14 protein-coding genes are annotated in these 16,197 nt (G+C 63.0%); 2 read left to right on the top strand and 12 right to left on the bottom strand.

Features of this window, described 5'->3' with window-relative positions:
- Positions 1 to 3 precede the first annotated feature (3 nt).
- The 7 genes from F3H95_RS13620 to F3H95_RS13590 form a co-directional block, all read right to left on the bottom strand.
- Positions 4 to 1,665, bottom strand: coding sequence for an ABC transporter ATP-binding protein (locus F3H95_RS13620; RefSeq protein WP_149746389.1), 1,662 nt, complete (start codon positions 1,663 to 1,665; stop codon positions 4 to 6).
- A complete protein-coding gene (locus F3H95_RS13615) occupies positions 1,665 to 2,507 on the bottom strand; it encodes an ABC transporter permease (protein ID WP_149746388.1) in 843 nt (280 codons plus the stop codon). Before F3H95_RS13615 ends, F3H95_RS13620 begins: the two co-directional genes overlap by 1 nt.
- Before the next feature lies 1 nt (position 2,508).
- Positions 2,509 to 3,459 carry an ABC transporter permease gene (locus F3H95_RS13610; protein ID WP_143124392.1) on the bottom strand — a complete coding sequence of 317 codons (951 nt, stop codon included), beginning with the start codon at positions 3,457 to 3,459 and terminating at the stop codon, positions 2,509 to 2,511.
- Positions 3,460 to 3,552: 93 nt separating this feature from the next.
- On the bottom strand, positions 3,553 to 5,163 hold the full coding sequence (locus F3H95_RS13605; protein WP_143124393.1) for an ABC transporter substrate-binding protein: 1,611 nt from the start codon (positions 5,161 to 5,163) through the stop codon (positions 3,553 to 3,555).
- Positions 5,164 to 5,235: 72 nt separating this feature from the next.
- Positions 5,236 to 5,949, bottom strand: coding sequence for an HAD-IA family hydrolase (locus F3H95_RS13600; protein ID WP_149746387.1), 714 nt, complete (start codon positions 5,947 to 5,949; stop codon positions 5,236 to 5,238).
- A 250-nt stretch (positions 5,950 to 6,199) separates the two neighbouring features.
- Positions 6,200 to 7,573, bottom strand: coding sequence for an aspartate aminotransferase family protein (locus tag F3H95_RS13595; RefSeq protein WP_149746386.1), 1,374 nt, complete (start codon positions 7,571 to 7,573; stop codon positions 6,200 to 6,202).
- 11 nt (positions 7,574 to 7,584) lie between these two features.
- Positions 7,585 to 8,403 (bottom strand): GNAT family N-acetyltransferase, encoded by an 819-nt coding sequence (locus F3H95_RS13590; RefSeq protein WP_188134386.1) that lies wholly within the window; start codon positions 8,401 to 8,403, stop codon positions 7,585 to 7,587.
- A gap of 344 nt (positions 8,404 to 8,747) precedes the next feature.
- On the opposite strand from F3H95_RS13590, the gene F3H95_RS13585 reads away from it, so the two are divergent.
- On the top strand, positions 8,748 to 9,416 hold the full coding sequence (locus F3H95_RS13585) for a haloacid dehalogenase type II (protein WP_143124397.1): 669 nt from the start codon (positions 8,748 to 8,750) through the stop codon (positions 9,414 to 9,416).
- Positions 9,417 to 9,432: 16 nt separating this feature from the next.
- Positions 9,433 to 10,707: an FAD-binding oxidoreductase gene (locus F3H95_RS13580; protein ID WP_143124398.1), complete on the top strand. Its 1,275-nt coding sequence runs from the start codon at positions 9,433 to 9,435 to the stop codon at positions 10,705 to 10,707.
- Positions 10,708 to 10,780: 73 nt separating this feature from the next.
- On the opposite strand, the gene F3H95_RS13575 is transcribed toward F3H95_RS13580, so the two are convergent.
- Genes F3H95_RS13575 through F3H95_RS13555 form a run of 5 tightly spaced genes read right to left on the bottom strand, consistent with a single transcriptional unit; the run spans position 10,781 to position 16,092 of the window.
- Positions 10,781 to 12,238, bottom strand: coding sequence for an NAD-dependent succinate-semialdehyde dehydrogenase (locus F3H95_RS13575; RefSeq protein ID WP_280177843.1), 1,458 nt, complete (start codon positions 12,236 to 12,238; stop codon positions 10,781 to 10,783).
- A 13-nt stretch (positions 12,239 to 12,251) separates the two neighbouring features.
- Positions 12,252 to 13,298, bottom strand: a complete 1,047-nt coding sequence (locus F3H95_RS13570) for a tartrate dehydrogenase (RefSeq protein WP_149746383.1) — start codon at positions 13,296 to 13,298, stop codon at positions 12,252 to 12,254.
- Between the two features lie 11 nt (positions 13,299 to 13,309).
- Positions 13,310 to 14,773, bottom strand: a complete 1,464-nt coding sequence (locus F3H95_RS13565) for an aldehyde dehydrogenase family protein (RefSeq protein ID WP_149746382.1) — start codon at positions 14,771 to 14,773, stop codon at positions 13,310 to 13,312.
- Positions 14,774 to 14,784: 11 nt separating this feature from the next.
- Positions 14,785 to 15,138 carry a cupin domain-containing protein gene (locus tag F3H95_RS13560; RefSeq protein ID WP_143124402.1) on the bottom strand — a complete coding sequence of 118 codons (354 nt, stop codon included), beginning with the start codon at positions 15,136 to 15,138 and terminating at the stop codon, positions 14,785 to 14,787.
- 30 nt (positions 15,139 to 15,168) lie between these two features.
- Positions 15,169 to 16,092, bottom strand: coding sequence for a glyoxylate/hydroxypyruvate reductase A (locus F3H95_RS13555; protein WP_149746381.1), 924 nt, complete (start codon positions 16,090 to 16,092; stop codon positions 15,169 to 15,171).
- Positions 16,093 to 16,197 lie beyond the last annotated feature (105 nt).

The following is a 16,197-nucleotide window of genomic DNA, read 5'->3' as shown; positions in this document are numbered from 1 at the left end:
GTTTCAGCGCCGTGCAAAGGCGCTGACCAGTTCCGGATCCAGTTCCAGACTGTCGAGCCAACGTGGGTCGAGCTTGGGAACAGAAGAGAACAGCAGGCGCGAATACGGATGTGTCGGCGCCTGCCGAAGCCCCGTCGCCATTTCCTCCACCTTCTCGCCGTTGTACATCACGATCACTTCGTCGCAGATTGCCTGTACGGTGGACAGGTCATGGCTGATGAACATGTAGGAGAGGCCGAGCTCCCGCTGCAGTTCCTTCAGAAGATCAAGGATCGCCGCCGCCACCACGGTGTCGAGGGCCGAGGTAATCTCGTCGCAGAGAATGAGCCGCGGCTCCGCTGCAAGCGCCCGCGCCAGGTTGACACGCTGTTTCTGGCCGCCGGAAAGTTCTGCGGCGCGCCGATGGCGGACAGTACGGGGCAGGCGCACCATGTCCAGAAGGTCGCCGACGCGGGCCTCCCGCTGCCTTCGGTTCATGCCATGATAGAAGGCGAGCGGCCGTGCGAGAATGTCTTCGATCGATTTTGCCGGGTTGAGAGCCGTATCGGCGAACTGGAAGACCATCTGCAGCTTGCGCAGCTCCTCCTTCTGGCGGCCGGCGGCGGAGCGCGCCATCTGGCGACCATCGAAGATGATGTCGCCCTTTGCCTGCGGCAGGATGCCGGCGATGACGCGCGCAAGCGTGGACTTCCCGCAACCGGATTCACCGATGACGCCGAGATTGCGCCCTTCCTCCAGCCGGAAGCTGACCGATTTCAGCGCCCGCATCAACGGCAGGCCATCCGCCTGAACCGGACCATAACCGGCGGTGATCCCGAGCACGTCGAGAAGCGGCGGCTTCCGGGCCGTCATCTCTGGTCTTGCCGGGCTGGCATAGTGTTTGGGCTCGAAGGCCGACAGCAGTTCGCGGGTGTAGGGATGCCGGGGCGCATCGAGAACCTGCTGCGTTGTACCGACCTCCAGGATCTCGCCGCCCTTCAGCACCACGATACGATCGGCAATCTGCGCCACGACGGCAAGATCGTGAGAGACATAGATCCCCGCCATGCCGCCGTTCTTCATGACCGACTTGAAGGCGCGCAGAACCTCGATCTGGGTCGTCACGTCGAGTGCTGTGGTCGGCTCATCGAAGATCACCAGCTTCGGATCTGCAATCAGCGCCATGGCCGCAGACAGACGCTGCAACTGACCGCCGGACACCTGATGTGGATAGCGACGGCCGATCGTACCAGGATTCGGCAGGTTGAGCGCCCGGAACAGTTCCAGCGCGCGCCGCTCCGCCTCCGGCCTTGGCATGAGGTCATGAATGCGGGTGATTTCGATTACCTGATCCATGATCGTCTGTGCAGGGTTGAAAGCGGCAGCCGCACTTTGTGGAACGTAAGACACGTCGGTGCCCCGGATGGCAGCCTTTTCGCGCTCGGACAGCTGTGTCATGTCGCGCCCGGCAAACATCACCCGTCCACCGCTGATCCGACAGCCTGTGCGGGCATACCCCATCAGGCTGAGCGCAATCGTCGTCTTGCCGGATCCGCTTTCGCCGATGAGGGCGACGATCTCACCCTCTGCGACGTCGAGGCTTACACCATGGATGATCTCGATGACACGACCGGCATCGCTGGTGGCTTCCACCTTCAGGTCACGGATTTCGACAAGGTTGGCCATCAATTGCTCCGGTCCCGGATTTTCTGCGGAAGATTGTCGATGAGAAGGTTCACGCCGATCGTCAGGCTGGCGATTGCGACACTCGGAAAGATCACCGCCGGCGCGCCGAAGGGCAGACCACCGATGTTCTCCCGCACCAGGGCACCCCAGTCGGCATCGGGTGGCTGAACGCCGAGTCCGAGAAAGGACAGGCCCGACAGCAGCAGAACGGTAAAGACAAAGCGCAGTCCGAGATCGGCCAGTACCGGCCCGATGATGTTGGGCAACACTTCCGAACGGATCAGGAAGAAGGTGCCCTCCCCCCTGGCCCGCGCCACAGTGACGAAATCCATCGTATTGATGTTGACCGCCAGCGCGCGGGCAAACCGGAAGGCGCCCGGCGTGTAGATCACCCCAAGCGTCAGGATCAGCACCGGAATGGAGGAACCGACACCGGCGACGACGACAAGGCCGAACAATTTGCTGGGAATGGAGTTCAGCGCATCGAGCAGGCGACTGAGAATCGTATCCAGCCAGCCGCCGACCACCGCCGCCGTCATGCCGAGCGTCACGCCGAGCGAGCAGGACAGCGTCACGGCGACCAGCGAAATGCCGACCGTATAGCGCGCGCCCATCAGGATGCGCGAAAGGATGTCGCGGCCGAGATAATCCGTCCCCAGCCAGAACTTGTCGCTGATCGGGCCGAAATAATCGAAATCCACGATCTCGCCAATGGGATACGGCGTGATCCACGGCGCTGTGATGGCGACCATGGCCCAGGCGACGACGATGAGAAAACCGAGAAGACCAACGAGGTTGAGGCTGTAGCCTGCGGCGTGAATGTGGGTGGCGGAGCGCGTCATGTCACTTCAGCCTCGGATTGGAAACAATGGCGATGATATCGGCCGTCGTGATGAGCAGGAGATAGACCATGCAGAACAGCATCGCGCAGGTCTGGATCAGCGGCAGATCGCGCGTGGAAACGGCGTCGACCATGAGCTTTGCAACGCCCGGATAATTGAAGATCGTCTCGACGATGATGACACCGCCCAGCAGATAGGAAAGAGACAGCGCGACGGCATTGACGATGGGACCGAGCGCATTGGGCAGCGCGTGCCGCAGCACGAGCCGAGCGCGCGAGGCACCCTTCAGGAGCGCCATCTCCACATAGGGGGTGTTGAGCGTCTCGATCACGGCTGCCCGCGTCATGCGGATCATCTGAGCCGAAATCACGAAGGAGAGCGTGATGACCGGCATGGCATAGACGCGCAACATCTGGCCGAAGGAATGAATCTCGTTGGCAAACGAGAGTGCCGGCAGCCATTTCAGGTAGACGGCAAAGACCAGCACCGCCGATGTCGCCACCATGAATTCCGGCACTGAAACGACGCCGATCGACAGAACCGTTACCGCCCGGTCGAACCAGGAGCCGCGCCACATCGCGGCGCTGATGCCCAGCGACAGAGCGATCGGCACCGAGAAGACGGTGGTGATGCCGGCAAGCTTCAGCGAGTTGAGAAGGCGCGGACCGATCAGATCCGCGACGGGCATGTTGTTGGCATAGGATATACCGAAATTGCCGGTGAGAATGCCGGCAAGCCACCGGAAGAAGCGCCAGATCGCCGGATCGTCCAGATGCATGGCGGCCCGCAGGCCGGCAACCGCTTCCGGCGTCGCAGCCTGGCCCAGCAGGATTTCCACCACGTCACCCGGCAGCAGAACCGTTGCGGCAAAAACCGTGAAGGACACGATGACCAGCGTGATCACCGCGATCACCAGACGCGCCAGCACGAGATGAAGGACATGTTTGTTCATCGACGATCCCGATCCATGGCGTCGTTGTCGAAGGGTATGCGCCGGACATCCGGGAGAGACCAGGCTCTCCCGGACCGGCCCGCCAAGGGTACGTCAGGCTTCCAGCCAGACATATTCAGCAAAGGCATAGCCCATCATGCCGCCAAGCGGATTTGCTTCAAGCCCCTTCAGCTTGGCGGAAACGGCGTCGACATTAGTCAGGTAGGCGGGGATCACGGTACCGGCCTGATCGGCGATCATCACCTGCATCTCGTCATAGATCTCCTTGCGCTTGGCAAGATCCAGAAGACCGCGCGCCTCCAGCAGCATCTTGTCGAATTTTTCCGACTTGAACTGGCTTTCGTTCCACGGCGCATCGGACGCGTAGAGCAGCGAGAACAGGATGTCCGGCGTCGGACGCGGATTGATGTTACCGAAGTGCATCGGCGCCTTCAGCCAGTAGTTTGACCAGTAGCCGTCGGAGGGCACGCGCTGAACATCGAACTTCATGCCGATCGCGGCACCGGCCTGCTGCAGGATCGTCGCCATGTCGACGGAGGAATTTGCGGCATCGGAGGCCACGACCGGAATGCTCTGGCCGATGAGGCCGGCCTTCGCGAACAGCGCCTTGGCCTTTTCGGGATCGAAGGCCTTCGGCTTGAGGTTCTTGTTGTGGTAGATGCTGGCCGGAGACACCGGCTGGTCATTGGCGATTTCAGCAAGGCCCCTGAGCGCGGACTTCTGGATCACCTCACGATTGATGAGATGCTTGACACCCTCGATGAAGCCGGCCTTGTCGCCCGGCGACATGTCGAGGCGCATGTTGAGATTGGTATAGTTGCCGGCCGTCGTCTTGAACTGAACGACACCCGGCTGGCTGTCGATGAGACGCATCGAGCGCGGGTTGATCGCCGCGGCAAGCTGAATATCGCCGGAGAGGAGCGCGTTGACGCGGGCGGAGTCGTCGGGAATGCCGAAGAACTCGAAGCTGTCGAGATGAGCGCCGCCGGCCTTGAAATAGTTCGGATTGCGCTTGCCGATCGACCGCACGCCGGGCTCGAAGTTTTCGCAGATGAAGGCGCCGGTGCCGTTGGCCTTGGAGAAATCGGTCGTTCCGTCGGCGATGATCATGAAGTGATGCATGGCCAGAATCGTCGGCAGGTCGGCATTGGGGCTTGCCAGCGTGATCTGCACCGTCAGATCATCGATCGCCTTGATCTCCGTCATCTGCTTTGCAATCGAATTGACCTTGGAGCCCGTTGCCTTGTCCAGGTGCCGGTTCATCGAATAGACGACGTCGGCGGCGCTGAGCGTCTTGCCGCTGTGGAAGGTCACGCCCTTGCGCAGCTTCACGGTCCATACCTTGGCATCCCGGGTATCGATGCTTTCAGCAAGTTCCATCTGAGGAACGCCGGTCTTGTCCAGGAAGGTCAGGCGATTGTAGAAGGCGCAGCAACGGACGTAGTCCGTCGATAGCGAGGCCTTGGCCGGATCGAGCGTATCGGCAGTGGACGACGACCAGCCCGCAGCCTTGAGCGACCCGCCCTTCACCGGGGTTGCCGCGACCGCAGAGGTCGCACGGCCAAGGATCATGCCGCCTGCGGAGGCGGCAATGCCACCGGCCAGCAGCAATTGCAGGAGTTCGCGGCGTGTCGCGCCGCGGCGAATGGCATTTTCGACCATGGCATCGTCTGCAACGGTCCAGTTCGTTACCTTGTCAGTCATATCGCATTTCCCCTTTTTTGTTTGATGTGCGATGCCTTGCCTGCGGTGCCGCCGGCTCTTCCCGTCATGGTGTCAGTGGCTGCCTTTCTCCACCGCATCGGCGAGAGCCGCGAGCGAGGTGAAATGATAATCGGGCACCGTAACGCGCTCCGGCGCGATGGTGCCGCCATAGCCGTTCTGAGCGTGCCGACGTTCGATCCAGCAATTGGTCATGCCGAGTGTCCGGGAGATCCCGATATCGTGGTACTGGCTCTGCGCCACGTGCAGGATATCTTCCTTGGCGGCACCCTCGGTCGCCACGAAGGCAAAGACCTGTTCGAAAAAGGCGGGATCCGGTTTCTCGGTGCCCGTGTCGTCGGTCGTGAAGCTGCGATAGAAGGGGTTACCGAGCTCCTCGGAAAAATGCTCGAAGGCCCATCGCCGCGCATTGGTCATGGCAACCAGACGGTAGCGTTTCGCCAACCGCGCCAATGCATCCGCGCTGTCCGGAAAGCCTTTCCAGGTCCTGGCGGACTCGCGCAACCGCTCGCCGCAGGCCGCCGCCACCGGCAGGCCGAGCTTTGGCGCAATCGCCAGATAGACGCGCACGAGATCGTCGGGAAACCGGCCGGCGTCGGCAGCGTAGCGCTCCGCACGGTAAAGCGTCAGGGCCTCCTCCCCGTCAACCGTCACGCCTGCCTCGGCGGCGATGGCCGCGAGGCAATCCTTGATGCCGCCTTCAAAATCGATCAGCGTTCCCACGACATCAAAGGTCAGATACGTGAAGGCAGACAGCGATTTGGCCACGTCACTTTCCTCGTGTGATCGTGCCGGACAGTCCCGGCAGAATAAAATTTCGCAGCCCCTCGGGATCGCTGCGCCTGGTTCCCCGGCGGTTTCCCCTGTTTTTCGGGGTTCTCGCCTTTTCTTGCCTGTCAGTCTGGCACTGCTGCGGCACGGTATGCGCTGAATGGGTCCGGTACCGCGGCAGAAAATTTCGAATCGGGGCGCTTCGCAGTATTTCGGCCAAGCGCCCGTGCCTGCGCACTGTCAGCCCTCAGGCCATGGCCGCGCGGACATCCGGGTCCTCGAGCGTCTGATCGAGGGTTTTTGCGGTCCGCTCGATGATGGCATCGATCTCGGCATCGGTGCAGCAAAGCGGCGGGGCATAACCGAGCGCACCATTGGCAAAGGCGCGGATGACGAGGCCATTGGACCAGGCCCGGTCAAAGATGCGCCGGGATGGTTCGGCGGCAGGCGGAAGCGGCGTCTTCCTTGCCTTGTCCGTCACCAGTTCGATCGCGGCCAGCATGCCGCGGCCACGGACATCCCCGACGAGGGGATGATCCGCAAGGCTCTGCAGGCCGGCCATCAGCCGCGCGCCGGCCCGAACGCCATTCTCGAGCAGCCCGCCTTCGTAGAGCTTCAGTACCGCAAGCCCGACGGCAGCGCTGACCGGATGGGCGGAATAGGTATAGCCGTGGCCGACGGCGGCGGCTCCCGCACCGTCGGCAATCGTGTTGTAGACCGTCTCGGAAAGGAACACGGCGCCCATCGGCACATAGCCTGATGTGAGCCCCTTGGCGACCGTCATCATGTCCGGCACGATGTCATCGTGAGAGCAGGCAAAGAGCGGACCCGTGCGACCGAATCCGGTAATGACTTCGTCGGCGATGAACAGGATGTCGAGCTCGCGGCAAAGTTCGCGCATCGCCTTCATCCAGCCGGTGGGCGGCACGATGACGCCACCGGACCCTTGAATGGGCTCGGCATAGAAGGCTGCCACGCGGTCTGGCCCGATCTCCGCCACCTTCTCGCGCAGCGCCGCCTTGGAGGCTTCTATGATGGCCTTCGGATCGGTACCGACAGGGTTGCGATAGGGGTAATGCGAGGGGATCTTGTGCTGCCAGTCGAGCGGCACCCCGAAACCGCCATGGAAATTCGGCAGCGCGGTCAGCCCCGCCCCCACCGTCGAAGACCCGTGATAGCCCTGCATCAGCGAGATGAACTGATCTTTCCGAGGCCGTCCTTGCGCGTGGTAATAATAGCGGACGAAGCGCACGGTGCTGTCGACGGCATCGGAGCCGCCCAGCGTGAAATAGACGTGGTTGAGATCGCCGGGCGTGCGCTCGGCAAGCTCTGCCGCAAAGCGGATCGCCGCTTCGCTGCCGAGGCTGAAGTAGCCGGTTGCGTAAGGCAGTTCGCGCATCTGCTTCGCGGCCGCCTCGACAATGCTCTCGTGGCCATAGCCGGCATTGACGCACCAGAGACCGGCAAAGCCGTCAATCATCTGATGGCCCTGCGCATCAGTCACGGTCGCCCCCTTGGCGGAGGCAAGGACACGCACGCCTGACGCTTCATGTCCGCGATAGGAGGCAACCGGATGGACGAGATGGGCACGATCGAGTTCGATCAGGGAATTGCTGAACATGCGAGGATCCTTCAGCCGAGCGCCTGGCTGGCGAGTGCGAAACGATGAATGCGGGGAGCGCAGGAGGCGGCGGCGACCGAGCCCGGACGGTGCATGGCAATGCCGCCGCCAACCGGCATCAGCCCATGGGCGACGAGCCAGGGCGCAAGGTCCGTGTGTCCGTCGAGATCGACGCGCAGGAAGGTGCCAAGCGGGCGGCCGGCCATGATGAAGGCGAGAAGTGAGCGCGCCTGCGCAACCGTTTCCGCCACGACAGGACCGATCACCTCGCCGCGTCCGAAGTCACGGATGGCCGCATAGCCCCGGACGACACCGGCATCTTTCAGCACGGCGAACCGCCCTTGCGCGAAAAGATAGCTGATGAGGTCCCTGCGATCAGCGGCGATGGCGCCGCGATCCAGGACCTCGATTTGGGAACGATCTGCGCCAACGGCCCATCCGACATCTGCGGATGGGGCCGGCAGGGCGGCGAGCAGCCCCTGGTGCTGGAAGATCTCACCCGTCTCGACAAAGCCGAGCTTGCGGTAGAGCGGAAGGCCGTCCTCGGTGGCAACAAGCCGGCACGTCCGATCACCCGCCAGTTCGAGCGCCTTCATCATCAGCAGCCGGCCAATGCCGCGCCCGCGCAGGGATTCATCGACGATGACCATGTTGATGGTGGCCATGTCCACCCCGTAGGGCGTCATGAAGGTGGTGGCGACCACGCGCTGCCCATCCATCACCACGAGGCCCTCGCTCAGCCTCAGCAGCATCTGCCAGTCTTCGAGACGGTGCGGCCACCCGGCCTGCCTGGACAGCGTCAAGGCGCCCTCCAGATGCTCCGGCTGCATGGCCTGAAGATCGATCACCGCATTGTCCACATCAGTCTCCCTTGTCATTGCAGCAAGGGTAGAGCGGGCGTGAAAGAAGAACCTCCCAAGCTGGGGGTCAGCACGGCATCTTCGGCCGTCGGCAGAAGTCTTCGCCGCATCTTATGCCGCCACCCGGCAACACCGCTGCTGCAGCGGCAGGAAATTCTGCCGATACCGACCATTTGCGGTAACAGCGCACGCAACTCTCTGCTTTGCCGCAGCCGGGATACGGAACAATCTGCTTCTTGTCCTGCCGAATGCGGTGCGTCCGCACGGTGGCGGTTGCCTATGATGGTTGCCAGCAGAACCTCAAGGGGAAACCAATGCCCACATTCCGTCCGAAATACGTCACCTTCGACTGCCACGGCACGCTCATTCACTACCAGATGGCGGAAGCAGCCATGGACCTTTACGGCGAGCGCCTGGGCAAGGAGGCGATGGATGCGTTCATCCGGAATTTCTCCGCCTATCGTCTGGATGAAATCATGGGGGACTGGAAGCCCTATGCGGACGTGGTTCACAATGCGCTGGAGCGCACCTGCAAGCGCAACAATGTGCCTTTCAAGCCGGAAGACGCCGAGATGGTCTATCAGCGCGTACCGACCTGGGGGCCGCATGCGGATGTGCCGGCAGGCCTTGCCAAGGTGGCAAGCGAGATACCGCTTGTCATTCTCTCCAATGCGATGAACGCGCAGATCATGTCGAATGTCGCCCAGCTCGGGGCGCCCTTCCATGCCGTCTACACGGCAGAACAGGCGCAGGCCTACAAACCGCGCTTCAAGGCCTTCGAATACATGTTCGACATGCTGGGCTGCGGGCCTGAGGACATCGTCCACTGCTCGTCCTCCTTCCGCTATGACCTGATGTCGGCACATGACCTCGGCATCCGGAACAAGGTCTGGGTCAACCGGGGCCACGAGCCGGCCAATCCCTATTACGGATATGTGGAGATCCCCAACATCTCCGCCCTGCCCGGCGTGTTCGGCCTCTGAGGGAAAGCCTGATCCGATGAAGTTCGTCTCCTACTGGCATGACACCGCGCCGGCCTTTGCCGGCGCCAGCACGGCGCCCGTCGAGGGTCATTTCGACGTGGCCGTCATCGGCGGCGGCTTCACGGGGCTCGGAGCTGCTCTGCAGCTCGCCAGGGGCGGTGCGCGGGTCGCCGTACTGGAGGCGGAACATATCGGCTTCGGCGCCTCCGGCCGCAATGGCGGCCACCTCAACAATGGTCTTGCCCATTCCTATCTCGCTGCCAAAGCCGAACTGGGCAAGGAACGGGCGATCGCGCTCTACAGGGCTCTGGATGACTGCATCGACACCCTGGAAAGCGTGATCGCCGAGGAAGGGATCGACTGCAGCTTTCGCCGCGCCGGCAAGCTGAAGCTTGCCTCCAAACCGCAGCACTTTGCCGCCATTGCCCGCAATTTCGAAGCGATCCACGCAGAGGTCGATGCCGAGACGGCCCTTCTTTCCTCCGAGGATCTGAAGGCTGAAGTCGGTTCGTCCTTCCATGGCGCCATGCTCTCGAAGAAGAGCGCCATGATGCACATGGGCCGCTACGTGACGGGCCTTGCCGCTGCCGCCGCCCGTCATGGCGCGACGATCTTCGAAAAGACCCGCGTCGTCTCGCAAACGCAATCCGGGGGCGTACACCGGATCGAAACAAGTCGCGGACGCCTGACGGCCTCCAATGTCATTGTCGCGACAGGCGCCTATACGACACGGAACTTTTCCTATTTCCGTCGCCGCATCATTGCCGTCGGCAGCTTCATCATCGCCACCCGCCCGCTGACGGACAAGGAAGTGGCAGCCACCATGCCGGGCAACCGCACCTGCGTGAACTCGATGAACATCGGCAATTACTGGCGGCTGGCGCCCGACAATCGCCTGATCTTCGGTGGACGTGCCCGCTTTTCCGCCACCTCCGACCAGCGATCGGATGCCCGCAGCGGCGAGATCCTGCGCACGAGCCTTGCCGCGATATTCCCGCAGCTGGCAAAGGTGGAGATCGAGTATTGCTGGGGCGGAATGGTCGACATGACGAAGGACCGTTATCCCCGCGCCGGCTATCACGATGGCTTGTGGTACGCCATGGGCTATTCCGGCCACGGTGCCCAGTTATCCACCCATCTCGGCATGGTGCTGGCCGATGCCATTCTGGGTCGCCCCGACCGCAATCCCCTGCAGGGCCTCGACTGGCCGGCGGTTCCCGGACATTTCGGCAAGCCCTGGTTCCTGCCACTGGTCGGGCTCTATTACAAGGCACTGGACAGGATCCAGTAACGCGCATCGTTCCCCGTTCCTCCCCGCCTGGGGCGGTCCCGACGGCCTCGGGATCGCCCCTTCTTTTCTCAGATCAGGACAGTCCGCCAATATGGAAGGTCTTGAGCTCAAGATATTCCTCGATACCGAACTGCGAGCCTTCACGGCCGAGCCCCGACTGCTTGACACCGCCGAAGGGCGCCACTTCCATGGAAATGGCTCCGGTATTGAGACCGATCATGCCCGCTTCCAGCGCCTCGGCGACGCGCCAGGAGCGCCTGAGGTTCTCGGTGTAGAAATAGGCGGCAAGACCGAAGGGCGTGCCGTTGGCGATCGCGATCGCCTCCTCTTCTGTCTCGAAGCGGAAGAGCGGGGCGACCGGGCCGAAGGTTTCCTCGCTGGCCAGCAGCATCTCCACCGTCGCCTCACCCAAGACGACCGGTGCCGCATACTGCCCGCCGTCCGGCATGGCCGGCTGCGCGGACACGATCCTGGCGCCCTTGGACACGGCATCCCGGATATGACGCTCGATCTTCTCGATGGCAGCCTTGTTGATCATCGGCCCGATCTGCACATCGGCATCGGTGCCGGGGCCGACCTTCATCGCCGCCACCCTGGCAGAGAGCTTTGCGGCAAAGGCATCATAGATCCCCGCCTGAACCAGGATGCGGTTGGAGCAGACGCAGGTCTGGCCGCCATTGCGGAATTTCGAGGCAATGGCGCCTTCGACAGCCAGATCCAGATCCGCATCGTCGAACACGATGAAGGGCGCATTGCCGCCAAGCTCCAGCGACAGCCGCTTGATGGTATCGGCAGAACCGCGCATCAGCAGCGCCCCGACCCGCGTGGAGCCCGTGAAGGAAATCTTGCGCACCTGCTCGGATGCCATCAGCGCATTGCCGATTGCGGTCGGCATGCCTGTGACGATGTTGATCACCCCAGCCGGAATGCCGGCGCGTTGCGCCAGCAAACCAAGTGCCAGGGCGGAAAACGGCGTGAATTCCGAGGGCTTGATGACCACCGTACAGCCGGCGGCCAGCGCCGGAGCCACCTTGCGGGTGATCATCGCATTGGGGAAATTCCAGGGCGTAATGATGCCGCAGACGCCCACCGGCTCCTTCAGCACCAGAATACGACGATCCGCGGTCGGTGCCGGAATGGTCGTGCCTCCGACGCGACGCGCCTCCTCGGCGAACCATTTGACGAAAGAAGCGCCATAGCGGATTTCGCCGCGCGACTCGGCCAGCGGCTTGCCCTGCTCCAGTGTCAGGATCAGTGCCAGATCCTCAAGGTTGTCCAGCATCAGGTCATGCCAGGCTTCCAGCAACAGGGCGCGTTCGGCATGGGTTTTTCTCTTCCAGGTGCGAAAGGCCCGCTCTGCCGCATCGATCGCAGCCTGCGTCTCGGCTGCGCCGAGATCGGGCACCCTGCCCAGCACCTCCTGCGAGGCAGGATCGATGACGTCGACCCTGCGGCGATCCGCCGCCTCCACCCATGCTCCGTCAACCAGCGCCTGCTGGCGAAACAGCGACCTGTCCTTCAATCTGTCGATCATCATCATCTCCTCAGGCGCCGAGCGCGACAAGCACGGCCGCCGTAATGTCATCAGTCCTGTGTTTTCCGGGTATCGTGCCGATGCCGCGTGCAGTGGTTTGCTCCAGCGCGACCATGATTGCCTTTGCCCCCTCGCTCTCGCCGAGATGCTCCAGCATCATCGCCGCAGACCAGATGGCGGCCATCGGATTGGCTATGCCGAGATGGGCGATATCCGGCGCCGAGCCGTGGACAGGCTCGAACATCGACGGCGCGGAGCGGTCCGGATTGATATTGGCGGAGGCGGCAAAGCCAAGACCACCCTGGATCGCCGCGCCGAGATCGGTCAGGATGTCGCCGAACAGGTTCGAGGCAACCACGACATCGAGGCTCTCCGGCGCCATCACCATGCGCGCGGCCATGGCATCGATGTGATAGCTCGTTACCGTCACGTCGGGATATTGAGCCGCAAGCTTGGCGGTGATTTCGTCCCAGAACACCATGGAATATTTCTGCGCATTGGACTTGGTGACGGAGGCGAGCCTGCCGCGACGCGCACGGGCCTGCTCGAAGCCGAAGCGCAGGATGCGCTCGACACCCGCCCGGGTGAAGATGGAGGTTTCGACCGCCACCTCATCGGCCGTGCCCTGATGCACGCGGCCACCGGCGCCCGCATATTCGCCCTCGGTGTTTTCGCGGATGCAGAGAATGTCGAAACGCTCCGCCTTCAACGGCCCCTCGACGCCCGGCAGCAGGCGGTGCGGCCGGATATTGGCATATTGCACGAAGGCCTTGCGGATCGGCAGAAGCAGGCCATGCAGCGACACCGAATCCGGCACCTCCGCCGGCCAGCCGACGGCACCCAGAAGGATGGCATCGAAGCCGCGTAACGTCTCGATGCCATCGGGCGGCATCATGGCGCCGGTCTTCCGGTAGAAATCACAGGACCAGGGAAAGCGGGTTGCAGACAGTGCGAAGCGATGCGTTTTCGCCACCTGCTCCAGCACCTGCCAGGCGGCGTCGGTGACGGGCACGCCAATGCCGTCACCGGGAATCAATGCGATCGTGTAGCTCTTCATGGCCGTGTTCCCTAGAGATTGATCAGCACGCTCTTCGTCTTGCGATTGGCGAGATAGGCCTCGCGACCCAGATCCTTGCCGATACCGGAGCGTTTGTAACCACCGGTCGGCAGGATGTGGTCGCGCGAGCGGCTGTAGCGGTTCACCCAGACCGTTCCTGCCTGCAGCCGGCGGCTGAGCCGCACGGCCCGCGACAGATCACGGGTAAAGAGGCCTGCCGCCAGCCCATAGACCGGATGATCGGCAAGCAGCATTGCTTCCTCCTCGTCGCGGAAAGTCTGCACCGTCAGCACGGGACCGAAGATTTCCTCCCGGACGGCCATCGAATCCTGCGCCACACCGGCAAGCAGCGTCGGCGCATAGAAATAGCCGGGATGATCGATCGCCGCACCGCCCGTCAGGCACTCCGCACCGGCCTCGATGGCCTGTTGCACCATACCATCAATGCGCCGGCGCTGGCGCTCCGAGATGATCGGCGAATAGCTGCTGTGCTCGTCCCAGGTGGGGCCTGCAGCGACCGCGCGTATGCGCCTCACAATGATGTCAAGAACCGGTGCGGCGACGCGCTCTTCCACGACGAGGCGCGAACCGGCCACACAGGCCTGGCCGGCATTGGCGAGGATGCTGGTGGCGATGGCATGGGCGGCGAGATCCAGATCCGCATCGGCAAACACCACCTGCGGGCTCTTGCCCCCGAGTTCGAGCGTCACCGGCTTTACGCCACTGCGGGCGATGTTTTCCATGATCGACGCCCCCGCGCCGCTCGAGCCTGTGAAACTCACCTTGGCGATATCCGGGTGGGCGGTGATGGCAGCGCCGGTCGTCGGTCCGTCACCCAGCACGATGTTGATAAGGCCGGCCGGCACGCCGGCCCGCACGGCAAGCTCTGCCATGAAGAGCGTGGAATAGGGGGTCATCTCCGAGGGCTTCAGCACCACGGCATTGCCGGCCGCCAGCGCCGGCCCAAGCTTCCAGCCGGCCATGGACAGCGGCACGTTCCAAGGCGTGATGGCGCCGACCACCCCATAGGGCTCACTCACGATCATGCCAAGGCTGTCCGCTCCGGTCGGCACCAGATCGCTGCCTTCCTTGTCGGCGAACTCCGCAAAGAAGCGGATCTGCTCCGCCGTGACGGCGATATCTCCGGCAATCAGCTGGCCCACCGGACGCGTGGAGCAGATGGCTTCCAGTTGCGCGAGCCGCACCGCCTCCTCTTCCATCAGGTCCGCCCAACGCTGCAGCACCCGGGTGCGCTGGCGGGGCGCGCAGGTGGCCCAGCCGCTTTCGGCAAGCGCTTTGCCAGCGCTTGCGACTGCCTGATCGACCAGATCCGCCGAGGCGACCGGACAGGATGCAAACTCAACCCCATCTGACGGGCGGTGCATGGGAAGCACGCCGGCTGTCGGAACATGGCGGCCGGCGATGAAGTGTCCCTGCGGCAGATCGAGGCGGTCGGGATCGAAGCTGAGCGACATCGACGGATCGCTCAGGACACGGTGACGTAGATCTTGCGAACGGTCTCGATCGTCTTCCAGACGCCGACATAACCCGGCTTCATCACGAAGCTGTCGCCGGCGCGGTAGATCACCGGCGCCTTGCCCTGCTCCGTCAGTTCGATCACCCCTTCCAGGATATGGCAGAATTCAAAGGTCTCACCCTTGATCGAATGGGTTTCGCCGGGCGTGGCCTCCCAGACACCTGTATTGACGGTGCCATTTCTCGCGCTGTCCTGCGCCCAGGTCTTGAAGGCCGGGCTGCCGGAGATCAGCCGCTCCGGCGCCGGCAGCGCATGCTTTGGCTCGAAGGCAGGGGCGGGATCGATGGTTTTCAGCAATGACATGGTCTTGTCCTTGAATACGAAGGCGGTGGATCAGTAACCGCGCCGCCGGTCGACGAGACCGACAGGCGCAAGGCCGGCACGATGGCGCCGGATATTGTCGATGACGGCACGGGCTGCCGTTTCCGGCTGCGTGACGCTGGCAACGTGGGGTGTGAGGATGATTTTCGGATGCGGCCAGAAGGGATGGTCTGCCGGCAGCGGCTCGGGATCCGTGACATCAATGACGGCACCGGACAGATGGCCATCATCGAGAGCCGCGAGCAGATCATCGTCGTTCAGTTGCGGCCCGCGCCCGACATGCACCAGTGATGCGCCGGCCGGAAGCCGCTTGAACAGATCGCGGTTGAGGACACCGCGCGTTTCCTCCGTCAGCGGCAGCAGACAGACCAGAATGTCGGTGGAGGCCAGCAAGGCCGCAAGTCCGGCTTCGCCATGATGGCAGTGAACGCCGTCGATCTGCCGTGCCGAACGGCTCCAGCCGGCCAGCGGAAAGGCGAAGGGCTTCAGGCGCTCCAGCACCGCCTCTCCCAACTGTCCAAGGCCGAGCACACCGATCCGCCGCTCCATGGCCTGCGGCTGTGCCAGTGGCTGCCAGCTTCCTTTCTTCTGGCTGGCAAGATAGGCGGGCATCTGGCGATGCAGCGCAAGCACCGCCAGGACCACATATTCCTGCATCATGCGCACGATGCCATCTTCGACCATACGCACCACCTGGACGTGATCCGGCACCGCATCGAGGTGAAACTGATCGACCCCGGCCCCGATGGAAAACAGGATTTCGAGATTGCGGTAGCGCCCGATATCCTCCGGCACGGTCCAGGTGATCAGATAGCGCACATCCGAGGGATCAACAGAGGATGCCTCCATCGCGAAGGGAAGATCCGGCAGGGCGGCCGCAAAGGCATCGCGAAAAATCGCGCCGCGCCTGGCATCGGAATGGAAGAGAAAGGTCATCTGTATTCCCGGACATGACGGCGAGCATGGCGTGGCTTTGCCCACGCCTTCACTGTCACGCATCATAGGCCACCCAGCACCCTGCGCCTGCCAAAGCCCCCGCGC

Source organism: Rhizobium sp. RU35A, assembly GCF_900156005.1.
Classification (GTDB): domain Bacteria; phylum Pseudomonadota; class Alphaproteobacteria; order Rhizobiales; family Rhizobiaceae; genus Neorhizobium; species Neorhizobium straminoryzae.
Note: the sequence above shows the minus strand (reverse complement) of the source record. Positions and strands in the feature narration are given on the sequence as shown.